Genomic DNA, 22,162 nt, shown 5'->3' on the forward strand with positions numbered 1-22,162 from the left:
GCTGACCCGAGCCGGCGCGCACCCGCCGGTTCACCCCCGCCTGCGCGGGGACCACCGCGGCCGGCTTGTTCTTCGGCCGCGGCCGGGCGGTTCACCCCCGCCTGCGCGGGGACCACAAAGACCAGGTGAACCAGCACCAGCGGTACAACGGTTCACCCCCGCCTGCGCGGGGACCACAAGTTCAGCGCCGCCTGCGCGATGGTCCACAGCGGTTCACCCCCGCCTGCGCGGGGACCACCGCGGTATCTGGGGCGTCCAGTCCTGACACCCCGGTTCACCCCCGCCTGCGCGGGGACCACCTTCGCGACCTGCGACGCTATAGTCGCTTTGCCATTTCGTTATCCGTCTCCATGGGATTCATCGCCACCAGCGTCAGACCATCGAAGTCGATCGGCCGGCGCCTGCGTTCGCCCGCCGTCCGCAGCGCGTAGCCCTGCTCCGTCGCGGCCGGATGCAGGAGGACGGCCGCACCGCTGCCGATGGTTCCGACAACGGCCTCCCATAGCTCGTCCCGGACCCGGGCGGACAGCGTTCCGACGTAGAGCCCCGGCATGGTCTCCGTCATCCACCGGCTGAGAGCACCACGCACATGGTCGGGTACTGCTGTGGTGGCGATGACGGTCATCTTGGCCATGGCTACACCTCGTCCTGGCCGTAGTTGACGCCGCCGCTGACGCGTCCGGTCTCCGGGTCCCAGAGGTCGACGAGTTCCTCCGTGGCTTCCTCCACGTCGTCGTCGGAGGCTCCGGAGCCCGGCTCGAGCAGGTTCTGGATGTCGGCGACGATCCGCGGGAGCAGGGCGAACAGCCGGAGTCCCTCGCGAAAGGACCGTCGGGCCTCGCCTTCGGGGTCTCCGGAGCTGTGCAGCGAGAACGCCAGGGGCAGGGTCAGCCGGGTCTTGTAGAGGTCGGCGACGTCGTAGACGAAGGACTGCGACGTGCCGGTGTGTACGAACCCGAGACCAGGCGTGCATCCAAGGGCGTTCACCGCCGCATGGACGATTCCGTACAGGCACGTGTTCGCCGCGGAGAGGGCCTGGTTGACGGGGTCCTGGGCGTCCCAGTCGTCCGGGTTGTAGGACCGCTTGAACGGCCGGACGCCGTGCTGGGTGGCGAGCATCCGGTAGAGCGCCTTCATCCGTTGGCCTTCAAGGCCGCGGAGCCGGGCGATGGTCGCGTCCGGTGGTGCGCTGTCGCCGAAGCGCATGCGGTACATGCGGCGTGCGACTTCCGCACGCTGTGCCTCGTCGGCCCAGACGCGTGCCTGAGTCTCCAGCCAGCGGGTCGGGAGCGAGTCGGCCACGGTGGTGCTGTAGCAGCGGACGCCTGCGGTTCCCGTGCACACGACGGTGGTGCGATGCCGCGCGAGCGTGGTGAGGGCACGTGTGGTGATGGACGCGCCGGGGCCCAGGAGCAGGCAGCTCAGTGCCGCGGTCGGCAGAGGGATGCGTTGTTCTCCGTCAGCGGTCTCGACGACGGCGTCGACGCCGGTGTCGTCCTGCACCACACGGACGATGTCCAGGTACAGGAAGGACAGGCTGTCGCCGATGCGCGGCAGCATCGCGGCGGTGGGGACGGCCAGGCGCCGCCGCGCCTGGCCGTGCGGGCGTGCGCTCATCGCGCCGGTGCGATGCTCAGGAGGCCGCAGCCGTAGGACTTGCCACGCCCGAAGCCCGAGGCCAGGTGTTCGGCCAGCGCTTCCGCGTCACGGACGACCGCCTGCCCGTCGAAGCGGGTGCGGGCATGTGTGACCGTATGCCGGTCGCGGCGTGCGCCGACGGCGTCCCCCAGCTGCACGCTGGTGAGCGTGCGGACCGCGAGGCCGGCGCGGTCGGCCTGGCGCAGCCACCACTCCTCGGCCTCCTGGCCGTGCAGGGGCACGACCTGTTTCGGTCGCCCGGCAGTGGTGTTCTTCCCCAGCTTCCGGGTGGCGTTGGCGGTGATCCGGTAGTGCACCGTCGTCCCGTTGCGGAGCTGTTCCAGCAGGGGTGTGAGTTCCTTGGCTCGTGCCATCCCGTAGGCCGGGTCGAGACGGGCAGGGTCGGGCTTCACGGCGCTCTGGACGAGAATCATGTGCCCGGATGGCGTCTCGTCGAGCCGGAAGAGCACGCCGGCCTGTCGGCGTGCGTCGGCGCCGAGGTCGTCGGGGAAGAGGCTCATCACGCGGTGGTGCAGTCCGACGGCGCTGCGCACGTCGCGTCGGGCGTCCCGGCTGTTGCGGGTGTCGGGGCGGATCTGCGTGACCCACAAGGGCTTGGTGATCACGAGACCTCCGTGCGGTGGTCGGGGGCTAGGTAGTCGTGAAGGGCTTCGAGGTAGTCAGCGCCGTAGCCGCCGCAGAGTCCGGCGGGCAGTTGCAGCGTGATGCGGTGGACGGGCCGCGTTCGGTAGCGCCGGTCGAGCGGCGCGAAGGAGACGGGGTCGTCCTGGGCCTCACTGGCGATGTGTGCGGACCCCTCGCTCACGGTGTCCCCCGCGAGTCCGTCCAGGGGCCGGTCGGAGGTGAAGCCCACGGCCACCGTCCGCCCTGCCGCCGGTTTCCCGCTGTCGTGCGGGGCAGGGCGGGCCAGCGGAAGGTGCAGGAGTCGCCGTTCCGCTTCCGGGACGGGGCCAGTGAGCAGCAGCGGACCGCTGGGCGGACACGAGCGGCGGCCGAGGTAGGGCGGCCACTCAGGGCGGCGCAGGGCCTGCGCACAGCGTTCCAGCAGCGCGTCGTCCGTCGCCGTGGCGGCGACCGTGAACACGGCGTCCTGCAGGTAGTACCTGTGCGAGAGGAGCGTTCCGGTGTCTCCCGGACGCCGCTTGCCTTCGGCGGTGGCGACGGTGAGGTGACGCGGCAGTCCGCCGCCGACGGTGTGCAGGTCCCGCATGCGGGTGCCGGGACGGTCGATGCGCACGGTGAAGCCCAGGGCCGCCAGGTCGTCGCAGGGCTCGTCCCTGCGGCGTCCCAGAGCAGCGCTGATCAGGCCGATGAGTGCGGACCGCGTCGGTGCCGGGGCGGTGTCGCGCTTGTGGGTGAAGCGCGAGTGCTCACCCCAGGACTGCAGGGGTGCGGCGAGCTGGAGCAGCAGCCCCTGGGCGTTCGGGGCGTCGGACGTCATGCGGTCTCCGCCGCGGAGTTGTCGAGGGCGGCCTGAACGGCTCCGCTGGTGAGGTCCTCGAAGGAGTCCACACGGCGTCCCAGGGCGGCGAGGTCCTTGGCCTCCAGGGAGGCGTGGGCGCTGTAGATGGTGCCGGAGTCGCCGAGGAGGCGTCCTGCCGCCGCGGCGTAGGTCTCCAGGGCCTCGATGGACGGCCGGGTGTAGCCGCCCTCCATGTCGGCGCGGACGGGCCGTTCGAAGGCAGAGGCGTAGGAGACGGGCCGGTCGGTGCGGACGCAGACGTGGGCCAGGTCGGGGATGGTGTGGGGGGCCGTGGAGTTCTTCTTGGCCGCCGGCATCGACAGCAGGGCCGCGTCGAGGAATGCGACGGCGAGGCGGCGGGCGTCGTCGGTGTCGCCGCCGAGGTTGTGCAGCAGGTCGGCCAGGTCGAGGACGACGTAGCGGTAGAGGACTCCGGCGCTGTGCTCGGCGTGACCCATGTGGGCGCTTCCCGTGCTGTCACCCCAGCCGTCGGTCACGTCGTCGACGGCGCTGAAGTAGTCGATCTCGGTGTCGGTGCCGTGCGTGGTGAAGGCGTGCGCCACCTGGACGGCACCGTCGACCTTGGCGTCCTCGACCTGGGCGAGCATCCGCCCGAAGAGGTTGATCACGCCGTTCCGGGAACGCAGCACGGCATCGACGCGGTCGGTGGGGACCACGGCGTCCTTCTGCTTGAGCGTCTTGGTGTCCTTGGCCGACTCCAGCGCGGAGCGGTGTTCGGCGGCCAGGGCGGCGAGTTCGGCCACAGCGGTGTCCGGTACGTAGACCATGGCGGCGCTGGACCAGGCTGCGTCGCCCGCTTCCTTGCTCGGGGGCTCGGCTCCGACACTGCTGGCGACCACGATGTGGCGGCCGGCGCGGGCGGCCAGGCCCTGCGGCCAGTTGTGCGGTTCGGCGGTGAGGTGCCGCTCGATGCGCTCGGCGAGACGCCGCGTGCGCAGGGCGCCCTCTCCCACCTGCTGCTGCAGGCGGAGCCGCATGACGCGCTTCCAGGACTGGCTGCTGATGCGGGTGCGGTTGACGCCGCCGAACTCGACGGTCTTGACCGAGTTGGTGTCGTCGCGGTTGAGGTTGGCGTAGGGGATGGTCTGCAGGATGTGGGCTTCGATGAAGCGGCCGGGGACGGCGGTCACGGGGGTCTCCTCGGGAGTCGGTGCGGGGTCAGCTGTCGTCGTGTGCGGTGTGCTGGTGCTCTTCGGTGTCGGCCGCTTCGGCGGCCTCCTGCGCGGCGCGCATCCGCCGCCGGTAGTAGGTCTGCAGCCAGGTGCGGCCGATGCGTTGGCGGTGGCGATCCCAGTAGGTGAGGTCGAGCAGGAGCTGGGCGAAGTCGACGTGGTCCTGCCGGGTGGTGATGAGGCGGACGGCGGCCGGGATGTGGCGGTGCAGGCCGCTCACGCTCTGCCGGGTGAGAAGGCTGAGGCGGGCTTCCGCCGCGCTCTCACGGACGCGGCCCCCGTCCACGGCGTCGGCGAGACAGCGTCCGAGGTTGCGGGGCTTCCTCTCCTGCTGCTGGGCGCTCTGCTCCTCGTCGGCGCGGCGCCGGGCTGCAGGGGGGAGGGACGCGATCATCGAGGCGACGGCGTAGTAGGCGCGCTGCCTGCTCTCGGGGAGGTCGTCCGGGACGTGTCCTGCGATGACCGCGTGCATGCGCGGGCTGCGGTCCAGCGTGCGTCCCAGTCCGCTGCGCAGTGCCGCCCGCCGGCCGGGGTCGTCGCAGAGATCGTGCACTCGGCTGACGTACTTCTCGGCACGGGCGTATGCGGCAGACGGACCGCGCGCCTCTGCCGGGTCCTTGGAGGGTGGGGAGAGCGTGTCGGTCATGGTGCTCCTTTCGGGTGCCGGTCGGGCGGTGCTTCCCGGGCCGGTCGGGTGGGAGTGCTCTATCGGCGCCGGCGACCGCCGAAGATCTCCAAACGGGCTTCCTCCACGGCCCGGACGGCCCGCGGCGTCGGCGGGGCGGAATCGGTGACACGCTCGAAGGTGTCCAGGGCCGATCGCCGGAAGTCCCGCCAGCCGCCCTCGAAGTCGCGGGCCTGCAACCGTGTCCAGAACAAGGCCTCGGCCGCCGGCCAGTAGAGCGCGGCCGCCTGGTCGGACCAGGCGCATTCGCCGACCTTGTTGCTCTCGGTGATGTCGGCCCACGCCTTCTTCACCGCCCAGGCCAGACGTCCGCCGTAGCGCTCACCCGCGACACGGAGGGCGCCGATGCTGTGCGCGAGCTCCGGTTCGTTGTCGTCGATGTTCGCCAGGACGGGCGGAGTCGTTGCGGATACGTACTGGACGTCCTTCGTCTTGCCGTCCTGCTCGAAACCGAGGGCGCGCACGGCCAGGTTGTCCAGCACCTCTTCCAGTTCTGCGGTACTGGCGAGCACGGTCGGCCGACGCGGCCGGCCGGCCCCGGTGGCGTTCTTCAGAAGGAGAGCGTCCAGGTCCCGCCACAGCGCGCGGCCCGAATCCGCGTACCGCGGGTAGGGATTGCCCTGCTGGCTGGTCTGCCAGATCAGGTACGCGTCATCGGTCCTGGGGAGCTTCTGCCGGTGTGCCCAGGTGACGTACGCGTCCTTGACGGTCCGGCCGTCTTCGTCCGGGACGAGGAGAACGGCGTGCTGCCATCCACTGGTGAGCCGCGAGCAGGGCCCCTTGCCGGTTTCCGGGGCGGAGAGCGGATCGAGCGGACCGGGCCGCTCCCACGGGCACAGGTCGGTCTCGGCTCTGTCGGTCGTCTCCGGCGGCACGAGTCCGGCGAGCAGGCTCTCCAGGAGGGTCGAGCCCTCGGGGTGGTAGGAGAGGCTGGACCGGAGCGGGCCTGCGGAAACGTCTGCGGCGCTGGCCTTCTCGACGTTCCGCGTGCCGCAGCGTCCCGAGGGCCCGTAGTAGAGCCACATGAGGAGGTGCAGGGCGGCTTCCGGCGCCTGAGGCAGGTGAGGTGCGGCGTCGCGATGGTGGCCGAACCAGGAGTGGTTGTTGCCGGCGGAGCGGCCGAACAGCAGCTTGTTCACCCCGGCGGGCTTGGGGCACTGCTCGGCGAGCCGCGGGTCCTGCAGGAAGGGGCGCGGGCCGAACAGGTCGAAGGATTCGGAGAGGGGCTCCAGATAGTCGTCCACACGCTGTGCGTCGATGCCCGTGTGAAGAACGTCCGCGCGCCGGTCCAGCCAGTCCTCTCTGCCCTTCCGCGCCTCGTCCAGCCCGGTGACGCGTGCGGTCAGGGCGTAGAGGATGCGGTAGAGAGCCGACAGGGCGGGGGGCGGGCTCACGGTCAGGGCGGCGATGTCCTGAGCGTGGACGAGCACATCGCGCAGCCCTACCGCCGGTGGGCCCTGGTGGCCGGGTTTCCACCTCACGCCGAGCCACGGCTTCGTCGTCAGCGGGTAGCGAGCCCCACGAGGCATGGTGATTCTGCCTTTCTACGGCTGGGCAGGATGAGAAGCGGGAGAAGAGCTGCGTCACGGGCCTGGACCTGGGAACGGAGCAGGGGACGCTTGCGTCAGGCCCCTGGCTGGGCAGCGTCCTCGGCAGACCGGAATTCGCCCGCTGAGCCGTCCGGCTCCGAAGCAGGCGCAAGCCCGTCCTCGCCATAGGCCACAGCCCCGGGCTTGAGCTTGCCCCGCCAGACGCCGCGTACATCCCGGCGCATCGGCATCAGTGCCCAGGAGCGCAGAACGGCGTTCTCCTCCCACGCTGCGGGCCGCGGCATCATCTCGGCGCCTTCACCCAGCCAGCGGCCGGGCACCGGAATCACGTGGTGCGCGACCAGCTGGGCCTCGTCACGGGTGATCCGCTGAGGGCCGTGGGCCCCGGGAACGGGAAGCGTGCCGGCCTCGTCGAGAGTCCAGCCGGACTCGCCCTGCTCGTACGCGCACACCACCCGTGCGGAGTCCGCGCCGAGACGCGTGGCGATCAGGGACTCGTCGACCGGAACGGAGGTCTCACTCAGCCGACGCAAGTCCTTCCCGAGGCCCCTCGGGGAAGGGATGCGCACCATGGCGGCAAGCTGTTCCTCGGCCGCCTCCCCAGCGAGTCGCTCGGCATCCGCCGACGCCAGCCGGCGTTCCATATCCTCGCTGAGGTCTTCCACGTCGAACTCTTCGGCGTACACGGCATCCACGAGGCTTTGCAGGTCCCGGGGGACGTCGAAGGCCCGCTCCTCCGACGACGCGAGCAGCCGGCTGGTCCGCAGCAGGAGCCCTTCGTCGTAGACGGCGCCCCACTCCTTCGGCCTTTCGAACGTCCCGTCGGAGCTGACGGGGTCGAGGACGACCACATCAACCGTGGGGCGCCCGGCGTGGGCGTCCGAGAGCCACCGGGGCCGCCGGGCGGCATGGGGATCGGGCACGTCGGGATGGAGTCGGTGCCGCTGGCAGCGTCCGGCCCGCTGGACGAGCTGGGCAACCGGGGCAAGGTCGCTGATGACCAGATCGAAGTCCAGGTCCAGCGACTGCTCGACGATCTGCGTGGCCACCATCACCGCACCGTGGCGTGGCCGGCCACCGTGCTTCCCGAATGTCGCCTCGGAACCGTCCTGGATCTCGGCGCGGTCGCGGGCGCGGAACCGCGAGTGCAGCAGGGACAGTTCAGGGACTTCGCCTTCCTGGGACTTCAGTTCGGCGAGCCACTCTCGGAGCACGTTCCAGGTTGCCTGTGCTTCAGACACGGTGGTGCAGCACACGAGCACGCAGCCGCCGTCGTCCAGGACCGGGCGCAGGAGGTCCTTGATCACGAAGAGTCTGTGTTGCGGGTTCGAGGGCTCCAAGTCCCGCCGTACCGGCTCGACCTGGAAGCGCAGCCGATGCGGGCGTTCGCTCGGCACCTCACGAGGCCGGCTGACGGACCCGTCGGCATCCACCCATGCCCAGCCGGGATAGTGAAGTTGCAGCCCTCCCGTGCCCGCTGGGGCTTCCTCCTCTTCGCCGCGGCCACGTACGTAGGCCGCGAGCAACGATCGTGCCGTGTCGCCCGTCAGCGTCGCGGACAGCACGACGACGGGTACGCGCATCGCGCCCAGCCACTCCAGGAGTCGCACCAGCAGGGCGTGCATCCACGGGCCGTAGGCGTGAGCCTCGTCGATGACGAGAACCTTCCCGGACAGGGCCAGCATCCGCAGCACGTTGTAGCGGACGGGGAGAACCGCAGCCAACGCCTGGTCGATCGTAAAGACGCTCAGCGGCGCCAGGAGCCCGCGCCGGCCACCGTGCAGCCATCGCCCGGCTTCGGTGGACGACCGCCGTCCGGACAGCACCTGATCGGCTTCGGACGACTCCGCTGCCGCGGAACCCGCTGCGGTGGTCGCGAGCCACGCCATGCTGTGCACCCGGGTCAGAGCAGCGTCGTTCTGCAGCGCTCGCCGTGCGAAGGCGTCGACACGCTCGTACATCGCATCGGCAGTCGCCATGGTGGGCAGCGAGAAGCCGATTCCGGTGGAGCCGGTTGCTTCAGCGAGCACCGCGGCCGCCTCCAGTGCGGCCTCCGTCTTGCCGTCCCCAGCGGGAGCGGTGATCAGCAGCAGACCGCTCCCCGATCCCTGGTCCACGAGTCCGGGCAGGTCGCTCGCCAGGGATGACTGCAGCCGGTTCGGCTCGAAGCCGTAGCGTCCGCTGAAGGACGTTGCCGAGGTGAGCCGGGCGCGGCCGAGGCCGGCATCGCGCACGACGCCTGGGGCATCCATGACCGACTGCTTCCAGTGGGCCTGGAGGTCGTCCTCGTCAGCGGCCCATCCACCAGCAGGCAGGCGAGGGGCGATGAACGCTTCCTGGCTCGCCAGCCAGTCGGCGACCACCACCAGCCCGGAGACCACGACGGCAAGCGCAGGCGGCAGAGACGCGGTGAGAGCCCCGGCTCCGGTCACACGCTGCAACGCACGTACGTGCGCGCGGCATTGGTCGTCCCATGCAGGCCCTCCGCCGAGGGCCGGGCAATGAGCCCGCGGAGCCGTGAGCGCCCCGCGCTGCAACGAGTCCCAGAACCGGCCGTGATGGCCGCCGAGTATCTGAGCGACCTGATGGCCGACGTGCCTTCGCGCGGTGCGGCCGGACGGGTAACCGAGCTCGGCGAGGAGCTCCGGCAACACCCTGTGCGTGGCCTCGCTGTGGTGCAGTCGCCGTTCCTCGTCGGTGACCTTCCCGGAACCGTAGTCCTGTTCCCCGGCCATCAGCGCCTCGTACAGCTCGGGCACCTTCACCTGAAAGGGTGGGCTGATCTTGCCGACGTCGTGCAGACCCGCCCAGAAGCTCACCAGTTGACGTAACTCTCCTGGCGACAGCCCAGTCTCCGCCGCGGCCCGTTCAGCAGCCAGGCCCTCAAGCCAGACGTCCCAGAGCGCCCCCGCCATGGCAGCGGTGTCCAGCAGGTGACATACCAGCGGATACGCGCGATCCAGTCCCGCCTGCTTCCCCCACAGGCGAGAATCAACTTGAGTGCGCAACCGAACCCCCACACGCAGTGCTGTCCGATCAGCAAAGCACGCACCTCTGACAATCGGACCGACCAGGCGAAAACTCTTATCACAGGTGAAGAGCGCGAAACATGGAAAGAGCATGATGCGACTGACTATGCGAAGCTTGCTGGCTTCGCCCGTTCATAACGGAACGGCAAAGACCCGATAGCGCCGCAGGTCGCGAAGGGTGGTCCCCGCGCAGGCGGGGGTGAGCCTTCGGGCTTGAGCGCCATTTCAGGGTCTCACTTGTGGTCCCCGCGCAGGCGGGGGTGAGCCGGTCCGTTCCCTGAATTGCTTTGAAGGGGTTCCGTGGTCCCCGCGCAGGCGGGGGTGAGCCGGAGATAGACCCGGCGGCGGACCACCCGTTCGAGTGGTCCCCGCGCAGGCGGGGGTGAGCCGGACACGCTGTCGTCCTCGGAGTCGGTGCGGTGGTGGTCCCCGCGCAGGCGGGGGTGAGCCGGCGCGCTCCGCGAGGCCCTTCTGCTGGCACGAGTGGTCCCCGCGCAGGCGGGGGACCGTGAGTGCTGCCGCCATGACACAAGTGGTCCCCGCGCAGGCGGGGGTGAGCCGGCGGGTGCGTTTTGCCGTTTCGCCACCCGGGCGGTGGTCCCCGCGCAGGCGGGGGTGAGCCGCCCCGACCGGTCATCCGGGAACACGCTGACCGGTGGTCCCCGCGCAGGCGGGGGTGAGCCGGTAGCCCGCTGTAGCTACAGGCAATGACCGTGGTCCCCGCGCAGGCGGGGGTGAGCCGCTGCACTGCCGCCTGGCGGTGAACGAGGAGCAGTGGTCCCCGCGCAGGCGGGGGTGAGCCGGCGACGAGCACGGCCGCGGTGGGGCGGCTGGAGTGGTCCCCGCGCAGGCGGGGGTGAGGAGAAGCCCACGACGACGTACTACCTGGACACGGATCACCTCCGCCTGCGCGGAGAGCACTGCGCGAGGCCCGTCTGCGGCGGCTCACGGGGCGGATCACCCCCGCCTGCGCAGGAAGCACAGGAGCGGCTGCCCGTCCTCGCCGCAGACGACCGCATCACCCCCGCCTGCGCGGGGAGCACGCGGCTCATGTGCGGCCCGGACCACTGGCAGACGGATCACCCCCGCCTGCGCGGGGAGCACGTCCTCGATGCCGCGCAGCCGGTCCAGGGTGGCGGATCACCCCCGCCTGCGCGGGGAGCACGGCCCGACCCGGCGCGCGTTCGCCAGCTCGGCCGGATCACCCCCGCCTGCGCGGGGAGCACGTGATCTTGCCGTGCGAGCGCTCGTTGCCGTCCGGATCACCCCCGCCTGCGCGGGGAGCACTGACTTTCGTTTCACTCGACCGTCCTCCAGTCCGGATCACCCCCGCCTGCGCGGGGAGCACTCGGACATGTTCTTCCGCGTGAAGCCCAGCACCGGATCACCCCCGCCTGCGCGGGGAGCACACCCCGCAGGAAGTCGCCGGCCTGCGCTCGTGCGGATCACCCCCGCCTGCGCGGGGAGCACCGGGCGTTTCCATCTCCCTCCCTCTCCTCCATCGGATCACCCCCGCCTGCGCGGGGAGCACCGGCGCCGAATGTCCGCGCCCTGCTTCGCCCACGGATCACCCCCGCCTGCGCGGGGAGCACGTACTCGAACGTCCACCCCGACGGCGGCGGGCCGGATCACCCCCGCCTGCGCGGGGAGCACCCCTCGGGCAGCCGCTCGGCGGCCCGGCGGGCCGGATCACCCCCGCCTGCGCGGGGAGCACATGCGACCTTCGCGGAGCAGTCGCTCCAGCTCCGGATCACCCCCGCCTGCGCGGGGAGCACACCAGGGCGTGTGTGACTGTCGGGGCCGAGAGCGGATCACCCCCGCCTGCGCGGGGAGCACGGCTCGGCCGGGATGACGACACTGTCGGCGGTCGGATCACCCCCGCCTGCGCGGGGAGCACCCTTCGCGACCTGCGGGTCTATGCGGGCTTTGCCATTTTGTGATCTGCAGGACGCGGAGTCATGGGAGCAGTCTAGAGAGACTGTGGGGCCGACGAGAGAGGACCGTCAGCAGGGGCTCGCGGCCTCTCCAAGGCGTTGGCGGCGCAGCGCTGGTCGCCGGCGGCTGCGGGGCGGCGCGGGTGCCGCGGTGACCGTCCGTGGCCGGGGCAGCGGCGCGATCAGGACACCGAGGGCTGCGTGGACGGCCTTACGGCGGTGCGGAGAAGGCGATCAGCAAGGGGATGAGCAAGCAGACACGAGAGGGCCCGCGGAGCACGTCCTCGGGCCTGTGACCTGGAGCCGCCTGTCGGATTCGAACCGACGACCTTCTGTTGACAAGTGTGCAGGAAACCCTCCGGCACACTCCGGCCACGCCGGGCAACTCCGAAAAGCCCAGGTCAGCAGCACCAGCACTCCGACACACACCAGCAACCCCGACCCACGGCGGGACCCCCGCTCACGCACGGCTCACGCAAACAGCCCCCGGGAACGAGCCCGCCCCGGGCCGCCACTACCGCAGACCCGAGGCGGAACACCTACCAGCCCCGGTCAGCCGCCTCCGGGGGGCCGGGCCCCTCCCGCTTCCCACCCCGCACAAGGAGACGTCCCCGACTACCGACCCCGGGACGGTGACCGGTCATGCCAGGACGCCAGCGACCGTGCCGCCGAGAGGACGGTTCCCGTCCACGGCGCCGTGCTGGCGGCCGCGACGTCCTCCCACATAGCCGAAGCCATCACGGCGTAGGCCCGGAGAGCCGCCGGGGCGGCACGCTGATAGGCCGGGACCCGGCCGGCCCACCCGTGGGCCGCTTCAGGCGTGTGCCCGTACGCAACGAGCCAGACGGCCCACGCCGCCGCGTCGAGCCACGGCGCGCCTACGGTGGCCCACCCCCAGTCAACGAGCCGCGGCGTGCCCCCGCCGGCGATGAGGACGTTCTCCGGGTTCAGATCCGTGTGCAGCAGCGTGCCGCCCACAACATGCCGTAGCTGCTCCCGCGTCCCGTACGCAGCGAGACGCTGTTCCGCGCGCCGAAGCTCGACGGCGCCCGGCACACGGTGCTGAGCGACCGACCGGAGCAGCGCGGCAACCGCGGGCAGGTCCGGCGAGCCGGGCCGGTAGTCCGCCTGGCGGGCACCGTCGAGATGGTCGAAGGCGACCAGGTACCAGCCTCCGGCTCGGATCTCCCAGCGCGCCCGGGGCGCGAGACCTCCCAGGTGACGGCCGATCTCGTATTCACGTCGCTGTGTCGCGACCCGCCCGGGGGACGTGTCAGGCAGGCCCTTGACGAACAGCGGCCCGGTCGGGGTGTCGAGCCGCACGGACAGCGGGCTGTTGTGTCCGGCGTCCACCCTGTTCATGGACAGGATCAGACCAGTGCGTCTCGACACAGCGATACGCACGGGGAGTGGCATCTCTGCCAGCGTGACCGTGTCCATCACTCGCCCTTCGCCATCTCGGCCCCGTAGTGTGCTGCTCCGCCGCACGACCATGGAGCTTCTTCCTTGTACCGCATGCGTCCCGCCGCCGTGGGCGACCGCGACACGATCGAGCGCCTGGCGACCGCCCGCTTCAAGTGGATGGCCGACCGGGGATACCCGCCGTGGCCCCAGGACGCCGCCGAAATCGCGGGCAAGGCCGGCCACGCCCCGATGTGGTGTCTCCTCGAGGGCGCCCGCGTGTGCGGCGTCACGATCATCGTCGGCAGGCTGGGCACCGCGGCCTGGACCGAGGCGGAGCGCCGGGAGGCGAGCCTCCTCCTAACGGCCACCCTCACCGACCCTGCACGGGCCGGGCAACGCCTCGGCCACCGCATCGCCACGTGGGCTGTCGACCACGCCGCCCGGCAAGCCAAGCCCTGGGCACGTCGCGTCACCACGGAGCCGCGTCTTGCCGACTACTACCAGCGGCAAGGCTTCACCCTGGTGCGCGAGGGGACCTATCAGGGCCGCCGCCTCTACGCCCTCCAGCGTCGAGCCGAGCGCCTACCGAACCCCCTGGGGGACTGAGCAGACCCGGGGGCCCGCGCGAGCGGACCCCCAGGCTTCACGCCTTCGCCATACCGGCTCGGCGCTGCCGGCTCAGTACGGGTTGTCGTCGCCGGCGTTGCAGGAGCACTTCTCGCTCTCGACGACCGTCTCCAGGTCGTCGACGAGGACGATCGCGCTCTGCTTGCTCGGCGCGATGTCGACGGGCACGGGCCCGGTCGCGGGCAGTTCGGTGGTGACGGCGGTCATGCCGTTGCCTCCTTCGTGGCGTGTTGACAGTACATCCCCAGTGGGGCCTTCGCCTCCTGGTAGAGCTTGGCGAGCGGCCTGCACACCCGGCAGGTGCCGGACAGGGCGCAGCCGGAGCAGCCACCGGTGCGAAGCATGAGGCGATCCGCGATCTGGCTGAGGCGGGCGAGCCCTTCGACGCCTTCAGCGACGAGATTGATCTGCTCGTCCCGGCCGACCTTGCAGATCGAGACCCGGCCGTGCGGGTCGGAGTGGAAGAACGTGTGCCCGGCGTGGCAGCCCGCGAACGGCTTACGCTCGCGCAGGTGCTCCTTCGACTGGGCGGGCAGCGAGTCAGCACCGCCGTAGATGGTGGGCGACATGTTCGAGAAGACGTGGAACGGGAGGCTCCAGGCCTTCGCCATGTCGATCATCTGCTGCTCCTCGTGAGCGCAGCTCTCTGTGATGATCAGGTTCAGCGTCAGCGGCAGACCGGCGTCCAGCGCGGTCTCGACACCTCGCCGGAACTTCCGGAACGCCCCTCGGCGCTTGGTCAACCCATCGAACGAGTCCTCGGTGGCTCCGTACACGCTGACGGTGACCCGATACGGGCGTCGCTCAGTGAGGAGGGTGATGTTCTCCGGCTTCCACATCACCGAGGCGTTCGTGCTGACCGACAGCATCATGCCCAAGTCGTAGGCGTACCGGTACGTCTCCGCCCACAGTCGGTCGATCATGGGCTCGCCGCCGGTGAGCTGAAGCCAGACGACACCCGCGTCACGCATCGCGGTAAGCAGCCGCTCCCGGTCCGGCCACTCCAGGCCCTCGAAACGCTTCTGCGCGAGGTAGCAATGCGCGCAGTCGAAGTTGCAGCCGAGGTTCAGCTCGTAGGAGGCACGGCAGTAGCCGTAGGGCGAGGGTTCCCGCACCAGGACGGTGCCCTCGATGGGGCGGCCGGCGATCTCGAGCCCCCAGGCCTCCTCCGCGGTGTCGGCCAGCCACACCGGGACCTCCCCGCCGTCGCGTGCCGTAACCCGTAGCTCCTCGTACAGCGACGCCGGCAGAGTCGCGCCGCTCTGGCGACCTGGCCGTAGCAGGAGATGCTTCTCCAAGAACGGTGCCGCTAATACCTCGTAGCCCATGTCGCTCCCTGGGTGTCGTGTGCGGATTGGCGAACGGTCTGTGTCTGCGGTCGGCGGAGTTCGCGCCGGGCACAGCCGGGGCCCGTGTCAGCGCACACGGGCACGGAACGCGCGGAGTTGGCGGCCCGCCGGGAGGTCGTACGTGCCGCCGCCGGCGAGGTGCAGCCGCTTGCCGCCGCCAGCCAGCGGTTGCATCGTGACGACCTCCACACTCTCCCTCCGCCGGTGGGGAGTTGTACGCGATCCCCGAGCCGTACGATCGTCGAGTCCACGTCGACCCAGTCCTGTGCCACGCTCGTCCTCCTCTTCGCTCATCGGCGCCGGGCCCCTCCTGCCGGCCTCCGGTCCGGAGGGGGTGTTGCGGTGCGGCCCTGACCCTGCGGTCGCCATGGGGTGGGGGCGCCGCGCCCGCCGACGGGTAAGGCGCGGCGCCCCGGTGAGGAGCACCGTCGTCGGCCCGGTCGGGGGAGTCCGGGCGGTGCTCCTCGCCTGCACCGCCCCTGGCCTCCAACCGCCGTCACGCGGCAGGGGCGGGGCCCAGGTGTGGGGGGCCGGCCGCCGCCGGCCCCCCACGCTGCGGTCCCTCTCACCGCAGCCGCATGCCTGCTCGCCGGTCATCCGGCGAGCTCCGCGTCCAAGTCGACCGGGACGCACCCGTGGAGGCTCACGACCATCCGGGCAGCGAGCACCCACCGGAGGAGCGGCGAGCCGTAGGACACCTCCTCCAGCTCCCGCCCCGGGATGCGCTCCAGCGTCTCCGGGTCGTGCAGCACGCCGGCGACGCCCCACGCCGGGGCGTGTTGCACACGTACGGCGACATGCCCACGGCGCAGTGGCGGGCACTCCTCCACCGCCGTGCCTGCGCAGGGCACGCACAGCGGCGGTGCCGTGGTGCGCTCGCCCTCGGCCACCGGCCGGCCGACGTCCCGCAACAAGAACAGGTGCCGCCCCTCATCTTCCGGGATCGTGTGCTTACCGCACACCTGGCAGAGCAGGTCGAGCATCGCTCGCCGCTGCCGCAGGGCATGCACCGTCTCGAACTGCGGCTCCCCGCGGCGGTCCCTCGGGACGATCGCCTGCCGTACCCACAGGGCGCCGTCAGCGTCCCGGTCGTACGGCGTCTCGTTCCGGTAGCCGAGGCCCTGCCCACCCCAGCCGTAGCGCCGTACGACCGGCGGTGAGACGTGCGGCTCACGCTGGTGGGCGGTGATGTACGGGACGACACTGGGCGCCGGGGGCGCTCCGGTAGGCGGTCTCACGGTCGGTGCCTTCCATGTTCGGCTCATAGGGTGCAAACGGGGGCGTGCGGCGGCCCGAGGAGGGCGAAGTCGGGCGGCCACGAGCGGCATGCAGGGCGGCGGCGCACTGGCCGGTCAGGCCGGCGCGGGGGCGTCCTTGTGCAGGAGGTAGGCGCGGACCTTGGCCGTGAGCCGCTGGAGGCATGGGGCGCAGGCGTAGACAGGGGCGTGCTGGCCGAGCCACTGCGCCGGACCGACCCACGTCACGGGCACGTCCTGCCGCTCGCAGTACAGCCAGCACTCACCCACGAGCCAGGTCTGGCCGTCGGGCCCGAGGGCGGGCCGGTCCGCCGGGGTCACGCGGTGACGTGTTCGCCGAGCACCTGGTCGAGGGCATCCTGGAGGGCGAGGCGCAGCAGCTCGGGGTCGGTGAGGCAGTGATCCGCGCGGTAGGGGCGGGCCCAGTACACGCCGTCTCCGCGGAGACGGTCGCGGCCGGGAACCGCGACGTAGCCGGCGGTGCCGATGATGCGGACGTAGCTGGGGTCGGTGAGTGCGGAGGCCGGGTTGAGGACCCAGTCGTCTGCCGCGCGGCAGGGGACGAGCCAGTAGAGGTAGTGGCTCCAGTTGTCCCGGATCACCGCACCGTTGGCGTCACCGAGGGCGGCCAGGGCCCGGTCCCCGATGGAGGAGTTGGCTTTTACGGCGTCCCACCACTGGCCGCAGGATTGGGCCATGATTTCCGATCCTGCGGGCGGGGCCCACGCGGAAGACAGGGAGGGGACGGTGCTGCCGGACGGCATGTGCCCCGTCGCGATGTCGGAGAGGGAGCTGCGGCGGGCCGCCTGCCCGGGGATTCGGTTACTCGTCATGGTCGGCTCCATGAACGGATCGTGTGCTGACGGTCACAATCCTCCCGGGCAGAAAGGCCCCAACTATCAGAGGTGACTGATAGCCGGGGCCAGAGGTTTGACGTGCTGTGAGCGCTACATGCCCAGCCACGAGCCATAGTTCGCGAACGTGCCCGGCATCCGCCGCTTCGCGGACTCCAGACCCGCGAAGGTCTCCCGCACCAGCGGGTGATACTTCGTCTGCTGCGGCGCCGTCCGCCGCGCCTCCTGAAGGCTGGCGAACGACCCGTCAGTGTCGCCCATCCAGAGCTGCGCCCGCGCGACCTCCGCCAGGTGATGACTCGTCCTCGACTTCGGCCAGTCCCCCGGCACCGTCAGTCCCCTCGCCTCCTGCACGGCCTCCTCGTATCGGTCCTGCTCGGACAGGGTGGACACCTTGTGCACGCCCACGTTGGTCGGCCCGAACGCCAGCCAGTGCATCTTCACGGCCTCGCCGGTGCGCCCGGCGATCCGCTGGGCCTCAGCCAGGTGTCCGTCGGCGCTGTCACCGTCCTGGCTACGGGCGGTCAGCACCGCTGCGCCGAGGTGGAGCTGTCCGGTGACCACGTCGCGCTCCCGGCCCGGGACGGCCTGCTCCAGCGTGGAGAGGCCCAGACGCACCAGGCGCCGCCCGATGCCGTACTGGCTGGCCCGCAGGTGCACCAGCGACCGCATGTACTGGCGGATGGCCGAAGTCACCGGATCGCTGCCCCGGTGCGCTGCCCAGTCCATGCGGTCCAGCGCGACCGTGCACAGATCGACATACCCCAGCTTGGTCGTGACGTCGTACGCGGTGCGGTAGGTCGAGGCCAGGGCACGCCACGCCCGGTCCGAACCGTCGGTGTGCGCCAGCGTCGTCGCCTCGCAGATCAGCGACGGCAGCCCGCCGGCGGCCTTCTTCAAGTCTCCGGCCCGAACGGCCACGCACATCGCCTCCGCGTCCTGGCGGACCTCCTCCAGCGGGCGCGGCGTGACGTCCGGGTCCGGCCCGAGGTCGTAGACGTCAAGCGCATCACGGATCGGCTGGATCAGTTTGTCCAGGTCATCGGCCTGGAGCTCCTCCACGTACGGCTGGCCAGTGAGGTCGGTGACCGGGATGGACATGGCCCGGGCCAGCGCGCCGATGACGGACGGGCTGGCCGGCATCACGCCTTGCTCGACCTTCGTGACGGTGGAGTACGAGACATGCGACAGATCAGCGAGCTCACGCTGCGTCAACCGTCGGATCTTCCGCGCACGCTTGATCCGCGCACCCGCGTACTGTTCGGCAGTGCGGTGCATACTGGTCTCCGTTCTGTGCTGACACCCAGAACGGTACCCGCGGTCGGCTCCGCTGGTACGGCAACGGCCCCCAGCCCCTTGCGGGGTGGGGACCGTCGTGTGCCCGGAGGGCGCGGTGCATCGACTGGGTAATAATCACCTCAGGGACTGCTGCATGATCGGGTGACATCTGATCTGGCTTGCCCGTAGGGCGGCCTGGAAGGATGTAGTCGTGCCAGTTCCCTATCCCCAAGACTTCCGTGACGACGTGGTCCGCGTCGCGCTCAACCGCGAGAAGGGCGTCACCCTCGCGCAGATCGCGAAGGACTTCGGCGTCCATGAGATGACGCTGTCGAAGTGGATCCGCCAGGCCGCGATCGAGGACGGCGAGAAGCCCGGCGTCACCAGGTCTGAGTCGGCGGAGAACAGTGAGCTGAAGAAGCGGGTCCGGCTGCTGGAGCAGGAGAACGAGGTCCTGCGCCGCGCGGCGGCCTACCTGTCGCAGGCGAACCTGCCGGGAAAAGGCTCTACCCGCTCGTGAGAGAGCTCGCCGCCGACTCAGTCCCCGTTGCGGTCGCGTGCCGAGTACTCAAGCTCTCTCGCCAGCACTACTACCGCTGGCTGCGTCAGCCCGTGACCGGCTCAGAGGTCACCGCGGCCTACAGCGCGAACGCGCTGTTCGACGCCCACCGCGACGATCCCGAGTTCGGCTACCGCTTCCTCGCCGGCGAAGCCGAGACGGCCGGGGAGCGCATGAGTGAGCGGACCGCTTGGCGGATCTGCCGGGACAACTCCTGGTGGTCGGCGTTCGGCAAGAAGCGATCGAAGAACGGCAAGAGACCCGGGCCGCCCGTCCACGAACGATCTCGTCCAGCGCGACTTCACCGCGACCGGCCCGAACCAGCTGTGGCTGACCGACACCACCGAACACCCCACCGGCCAGGGCAAGCTGTACCTGTGCGCGGTCAAGGACGCCTTCTCCGGCCCGATCGTCGGCTACTCCATCGACACCCGGATGAAGGCCCGCCTCGCGGTGAACGCGCTGGATAACGCGGTCACCAGGAGAGGGAACGTGGCCGGCTGCGTCGTCCATTCGGACCGCGGGTCCCAATTTCGATCAAGGAAGTTCGTCCACGCTCTGCACCGCCACGGCCTGACCGGGTCCATGGGAAGAGTCGGCGCCGCCGGCGACAACGCCGCGATGGAGTCCTTCTTCGCTCTGCTGCAGAAGAACGTCCTCGACCGCCGCACGTGGACCACCCGGCAGGACCTCCGCACCGCGATCGTCACGTGGATCGAGCGGACCTACCACCGGCGCCGCCGACAGCTACGGCTGGGCCGTTTGACGCCCATCGAGTACGAGACGACCATGAGGCCCGCCGCTCTCGCGGCATGAAACCCGACTGTCACCTATACGTGCAGCAGTCCCTTTGCCGTGCGCATCCGGCAGGCAGGCGTGCGGCAGATCCCGCTCCGGAACACCCGCCACACCACCGGCTCACTCCTGGTGGCGCTGAAGGTGCACCCCAAGGTGGCGCAGCGCATCCTGCGGCAGTCACAGCTCACGATCACCTTCGACGTCTACGCGGAGGCGAGTGACGAGGAAATCCGGGAGGCACTGCAACGGCTGACGCTGGGCTTCGGCCAGAGCCGGGAGGTCCCGCCCGGTCCGTAGCGATCACGGCGGTTGCTGTACTTCGCTGCTGTACTCACGCGAGAAGGCCCCGTTCCGATCATGGGACGGGGCCCTCTGAGCCGGAGCCGCCTGTCGGATTCGAACCGACGACCTTCTGTTTACAAGGCGTGGGCACCGCCACTCGGCGTCTCGGCCAGTGGGAGCCCCGGCGGGGACGTCCCCACTTGGCTCTGTCGGCCCTACCTGGAGGACCGCCTGCGTACGTTCTTGTTGATGTCAGGCGCTGATGTCACAGGGAGGCATAACCAGGCGACACAGGGCCACTAGGGCGGGCACCATTGTGGGGGCATCACAGGGGGCCACATGGGGAGAGCAAGCAGGAGACGGTCAGAGCTTCGGAAGTCGCCTACGACGGAGCAGGAGCGGCAGCGCCGCCAAGCGCGCTACGCCCACAGAGCACAGAGACGTGCCGCAAAGCACGGTTCCACTGTTCAGGAGTATGAGGAGATAGCGCGTCGACATCACAAATACATCGGGGAGGCACTGCTAGCCAGACACAATCGACGCATGGCGAACATGTCCTCGGCTGCGTCTAACTTGGCAACGGAAGCTGTCCTGGAAGTGCTCGCTTCAGCTTCAACGATGGACTTTGCCTTGCACAAGCTGGGTGCCACAAGAAATAGATTCCCCATGCACACAGGCGAAAGATGGATTGACCAGATCGCTTGGGGCATAGATAGCGCGTATCAGATTGCGCGATTCATTTTCAGCGGCCAGTTCGTCGGAGCTGCGGTAGTACTGCGGACTCAATTCGAACGATGGACGGAAAACGCTGCCTACAACTGCGGCGTGCGCCATCGTGCGGGCGAGTCCTCTGGAAGTTTCGCGGCACGCGCTTGGTCGCACTGCCATTCAAGTTACCCCCTATCGCCGGTCACATTGTACGAACACGTCAGAAAATACGGATTCGAACTAGAAGAGGCTATCTTCCCCTGGGAAAACGAGTCACATGCAAACGAAGGGAGGGGACTCGGAGTACACCTCGGCGACGATAAAACGGTATACCCAGAACAAATGATGGGTGAGCTGTCTGAATTTTTGCACGGACGCGGCCCTTGGCTCCCAATAGTGCATTGGGAAGCGGCCGATCTACTGGGTTCCAACCCGCCCTCCTTCAGCGACGCATCCTCCTGCCTCATCGACGTTATGCGACTGAATCTTCGACAGCTTCGCCTCTGTTTAGCGACTCTAGCGCAAGAAGAGCAAATACCTGAACTGCCTAGCAGGTACCTATTTGCGCTTCCAGACACCTTGCCAGCTGGCGACACGCCCCCTCCTTTGATGCTGCTAGAGCCCTTGTTGCCCCGCACAGGTTTGCAGTCGGACGTCCTGGAGTACTACGCGCAGATCCGTAGTGCCCACACTGAAGTCTTGCACCGCAGAAGGCCGGCAGGCCGCCTATACCGCGATGACGAGATGGCGCACCTCGCCTTTGCCGAGCGGCGATCCCGTGCAGCTCACCACGCCCTGAAAGCGCTCGCAAGCGAGAAGCGCGAACTAGGAGCCGATTTCAATCTGGATGGCCTGGAATTTCGAGCAACGAAGTATGTTTTTGCAGCCGAGATGGCTGGACTACTCGCGGTCTGGAAGCACGGAGAACCACAGGCAGACGCGGCTGCCACGTGCTCTTCGGTGCTGCGCACTGCCTCTTGGCTGTGGCTTGAGGATGACGATCGTGCACTAGCACAGATGCGAATCTTGCTTGAGCAGTGCGCGAGAATGCGGGTATGGAGCCTAAAGCCCGAAAAGGCGAGGCGGCTTGAGGATTCTCGACAAACGACACCGAAGGATTGGATAATCGCCGCAGGGTGGAAGCGCCTCAACGCATTGAACCGAGCGCTAGGGGAGTTCGCTCACGCCCATGCTCGCGTGAGACAAGACGGGGCTCGGGAAATCCTTTGGAAAATTCAGCTCGACGGGGCGGAGTCTTCCATCCGCACAGCTCGGGGCCACACAATGGATGCACTGACTGCTGTCACAATGTTGGAGGCAGCAAGAGCCGTGAAACACGTCTCCCCTGCGATACACGAGGCTTTCATTGCTCTATCAGAGGACATGGAAGTATGTGATGAGCGCGTTAATGAACTGCTCGATAGAGTAATGAGACTAAGAGACGCTTCGCTTGGAAGCTACTCCTTCGTCGGGCCCGCAGCCGAGTGGCGGGATCAGAATTCGAAGCAATAGCAGCTGGCAAAAGCATGCACTAG

Annotated in this window: 19 protein-coding genes, 1 pseudogene and 3 CRISPR repeat arrays; of the genes and pseudogenes, 5 read left to right on the forward strand and 15 right to left on the reverse strand. The window is 69.5% G+C overall.

The annotated features are described in order from the left end of the window. Positions 1 to 26 precede the first annotated feature (26 nt). Positions 27 to 299: a CRISPR direct-repeat array (repeat unit 29 nt; unit sequence CGGTTCACCCCCGCCTGCGCGGGGACCAC). Between the two features lie 17 nt (positions 300 to 316). From cas2e to HOY81_RS11940, 9 genes are all read right to left on the reverse strand, one after another. After that, positions 317 to 634 (reverse strand): type I-E CRISPR-associated endoribonuclease Cas2e, encoded by a 318-nt coding sequence (cas2e, locus tag HOY81_RS11900; RefSeq protein ID WP_237320270.1) that lies wholly within the window; start codon positions 632 to 634, stop codon positions 317 to 319. A 2-nt stretch (positions 635 to 636) separates the two neighbouring features. Then, on the reverse strand, positions 637 to 1,617 hold the full coding sequence (gene cas1e, locus HOY81_RS11905) for a type I-E CRISPR-associated endonuclease Cas1e (RefSeq protein ID WP_237320271.1): 981 nt from the start codon (positions 1,615 to 1,617) through the stop codon (positions 637 to 639). After that, positions 1,614 to 2,264 (reverse strand): type I-E CRISPR-associated protein Cas6/Cse3/CasE, encoded by a 651-nt coding sequence (cas6e, locus tag HOY81_RS11910; protein ID WP_237320272.1) that lies wholly within the window; start codon positions 2,262 to 2,264, stop codon positions 1,614 to 1,616. The genes cas1e and cas6e overlap by 4 nt, the downstream gene beginning before the upstream one ends. Further along, positions 2,261 to 3,100, reverse strand: a complete 840-nt coding sequence (gene cas5e / locus HOY81_RS11915; protein WP_237320273.1) for a type I-E CRISPR-associated protein Cas5/CasD — start codon at positions 3,098 to 3,100, stop codon at positions 2,261 to 2,263. Before cas5e ends, cas6e begins: the two co-directional genes overlap by 4 nt. After that, on the reverse strand, positions 3,097 to 4,272 hold the full coding sequence (gene cas7e / locus HOY81_RS11920) for a type I-E CRISPR-associated protein Cas7/Cse4/CasC (protein WP_237320274.1): 1,176 nt from the start codon (positions 4,270 to 4,272) through the stop codon (positions 3,097 to 3,099). The genes cas5e and cas7e overlap by 4 nt, the downstream gene beginning before the upstream one ends. A gap of 28 nt (positions 4,273 to 4,300) precedes the next feature. Continuing rightward, the gene (locus HOY81_RS11925) at positions 4,301 to 4,960 is read right to left on the reverse strand and encodes a type I-E CRISPR-associated protein Cse2/CasB (RefSeq protein WP_237320275.1); all 660 of its coding nucleotides are present in this window, start codon (positions 4,958 to 4,960) and stop codon (positions 4,301 to 4,303) included. A 59-nt stretch (positions 4,961 to 5,019) separates the two neighbouring features. After that, positions 5,020 to 6,528, reverse strand: coding sequence for a type I-E CRISPR-associated protein Cse1/CasA (gene casA / locus HOY81_RS11930; RefSeq protein WP_237320276.1), 1,509 nt, complete (start codon positions 6,526 to 6,528; stop codon positions 5,020 to 5,022). 95 nt (positions 6,529 to 6,623) lie between these two features. Beyond that, on the reverse strand, positions 6,624 to 9,671 hold the full coding sequence (cas3, locus tag HOY81_RS11935) for a CRISPR-associated helicase Cas3' (protein WP_237320277.1): 3,048 nt from the start codon (positions 9,669 to 9,671) through the stop codon (positions 6,624 to 6,626). A gap of 85 nt (positions 9,672 to 9,756) precedes the next feature. Continuing rightward, positions 9,757 to 10,442: a CRISPR direct-repeat array (repeat unit 26 nt; unit sequence GTGGTCCCCGCGCAGGCGGGGGTGAG). Positions 10,443 to 10,470: 28 nt separating this feature from the next. Further along, positions 10,471 to 11,475: direct repeats of the CRISPR family, unit length 29 nt; unit sequence CGGATCACCCCCGCCTGCGCGGGGAGCAC. 652 nt (positions 11,476 to 12,127) lie between these two features. Continuing rightward, entirely contained in the window at positions 12,128 to 12,874 is a 747-nt protein-coding gene (locus tag HOY81_RS11940; protein WP_237320278.1) for a phosphotransferase family protein, read from the reverse strand. Positions 12,875 to 13,018: 144 nt separating this feature from the next. On the opposite strand from HOY81_RS11940, the gene HOY81_RS11945 reads away from it, so the two are divergent. Beyond that, a complete protein-coding gene (locus HOY81_RS11945) occupies positions 13,019 to 13,522 on the forward strand; it encodes a GNAT family N-acetyltransferase (RefSeq protein WP_237320279.1) in 504 nt (167 codons plus the stop codon). 72 nt (positions 13,523 to 13,594) lie between these two features. Here HOY81_RS11945 and HOY81_RS11950 read toward each other — a convergent pair whose 3' ends face one another. The 6 genes from HOY81_RS11950 to HOY81_RS11975 form a co-directional block, all read right to left on the reverse strand. Then, positions 13,595 to 13,750 carry a hypothetical protein gene (locus tag HOY81_RS11950; protein WP_237320280.1) on the reverse strand — a complete coding sequence of 52 codons (156 nt, stop codon included), beginning with the start codon at positions 13,748 to 13,750 and terminating at the stop codon, positions 13,595 to 13,597. Beyond that, positions 13,747 to 14,841: a radical SAM protein gene (locus tag HOY81_RS11955; protein WP_306423470.1), complete on the reverse strand. Its 1,095-nt coding sequence runs from the start codon at positions 14,839 to 14,841 to the stop codon at positions 13,747 to 13,749. Before HOY81_RS11955 ends, HOY81_RS11950 begins: the two co-directional genes overlap by 4 nt. Positions 14,842 to 15,485: 644 nt before the next feature. After that, on the reverse strand, positions 15,486 to 16,130 hold the full coding sequence (locus tag HOY81_RS11960) for a hypothetical protein (RefSeq protein WP_237320282.1): 645 nt from the start codon (positions 16,128 to 16,130) through the stop codon (positions 15,486 to 15,488). Between the two features lie 114 nt (positions 16,131 to 16,244). After that, entirely contained in the window at positions 16,245 to 16,469 is a 225-nt protein-coding gene (locus tag HOY81_RS11965) for a hypothetical protein (RefSeq protein ID WP_237320283.1), read from the reverse strand. Further along, entirely contained in the window at positions 16,466 to 16,846 is a 381-nt protein-coding gene (locus tag HOY81_RS11970) for a hypothetical protein (protein WP_237320284.1), read from the reverse strand. The genes HOY81_RS11965 and HOY81_RS11970 overlap by 4 nt, the downstream gene beginning before the upstream one ends. A gap of 249 nt (positions 16,847 to 17,095) precedes the next feature. Further along, positions 17,096 to 18,280: a helix-turn-helix domain-containing protein gene (locus HOY81_RS11975; RefSeq protein ID WP_237320285.1), complete on the reverse strand. Its 1,185-nt coding sequence runs from the start codon at positions 18,278 to 18,280 to the stop codon at positions 17,096 to 17,098. 211 nt (positions 18,281 to 18,491) lie between these two features. On the opposite strand from HOY81_RS11975, the gene HOY81_RS27340 reads away from it, so the two are divergent. The 4 genes and pseudogenes from HOY81_RS27340 to HOY81_RS11990 all read left to right on the forward strand — a co-directional run bounded on the left by HOY81_RS27340 (position 18,492) and on the right by HOY81_RS11990 (position 22,139). Further along, the gene (locus HOY81_RS27340; protein WP_308340981.1) at positions 18,492 to 18,800 is read left to right on the forward strand and encodes a transposase; all 309 of its coding nucleotides are present in this window, start codon (positions 18,492 to 18,494) and stop codon (positions 18,798 to 18,800) included. A gap of 216 nt (positions 18,801 to 19,016) precedes the next feature. Continuing rightward, complete coding sequence (locus HOY81_RS27345; protein WP_308340982.1) at positions 19,017 to 19,655, forward strand: IS3 family transposase; 639 nt, start codon at positions 19,017 to 19,019, stop codon at positions 19,653 to 19,655. A gap of 33 nt (positions 19,656 to 19,688) precedes the next feature. Next, a pseudogene (locus HOY81_RS11985) lies at positions 19,689 to 19,934 on the forward strand (site-specific integrase); the annotation flags it as partial. A gap of 528 nt (positions 19,935 to 20,462) precedes the next feature. Next, complete coding sequence (locus HOY81_RS11990; protein WP_237320286.1) at positions 20,463 to 22,139, forward strand: hypothetical protein; 1,677 nt, start codon at positions 20,463 to 20,465, stop codon at positions 22,137 to 22,139. Positions 22,140 to 22,162: the final 23 nt, after the last annotated feature.

Origin of the sequence: Streptomyces sp. JJ36 (assembly GCF_021696945.1) — a bacterium.
Taxonomy (GTDB): domain Bacteria; phylum Actinomycetota; class Actinomycetes; order Streptomycetales; family Streptomycetaceae; genus Streptomyces.

Excerpts from the sequence above, each read along its gene's own strand:
- cas2e (WP_237320270.1), bottom strand. The coding sequence starts at position 634 with ATGGCCAAGATGACCGTCATCGCCACCACAGCAGTACCCGACCATGTG.
- cas1e (WP_237320271.1), bottom strand. The coding sequence starts at position 1,617 with ATGAGCGCACGCCCGCACGGCCAGGCGCGGCGGCGCCTGGCCGTCCCC.
- cas5e (WP_237320273.1), bottom strand. The coding sequence starts at position 3,100 with ATGACGTCCGACGCCCCGAACGCCCAGGGGCTGCTGCTCCAGCTCGCC.
- HOY81_RS11925 (WP_237320275.1), bottom strand. The coding sequence starts at position 4,960 with ATGACCGACACGCTCTCCCCACCCTCCAAGGACCCGGCAGAGGCGCGC.
- casA (WP_237320276.1), bottom strand. The coding sequence starts at position 6,528 with ATGCCTCGTGGGGCTCGCTACCCGCTGACGACGAAGCCGTGGCTCGGC.
- cas3 (WP_237320277.1), bottom strand. The coding sequence starts at position 9,671 with ATGCTCTTTCCATGTTTCGCGCTCTTCACCTGTGATAAGAGTTTTCGC.
- HOY81_RS11940 (WP_237320278.1), bottom strand. The coding sequence starts at position 12,874 with ATGAACAGGGTGGACGCCGGACACAACAGCCCGCTGTCCGTGCGGCTC.
- HOY81_RS11950 (WP_237320280.1), bottom strand. The coding sequence starts at position 13,750 with ATGACCGCCGTCACCACCGAACTGCCCGCGACCGGGCCCGTGCCCGTC.
- HOY81_RS11970 (WP_237320284.1), bottom strand. The coding sequence starts at position 16,846 with ATGGCCCAATCCTGCGGCCAGTGGTGGGACGCCGTAAAAGCCAACTCC.
- HOY81_RS11975 (WP_237320285.1), bottom strand. The coding sequence starts at position 18,280 with ATGCACCGCACTGCCGAACAGTACGCGGGTGCGCGGATCAAGCGTGCG.
- HOY81_RS11990 (WP_237320286.1), top strand. The coding sequence starts at position 20,463 with ATGGCGAACATGTCCTCGGCTGCGTCTAACTTGGCAACGGAAGCTGTC.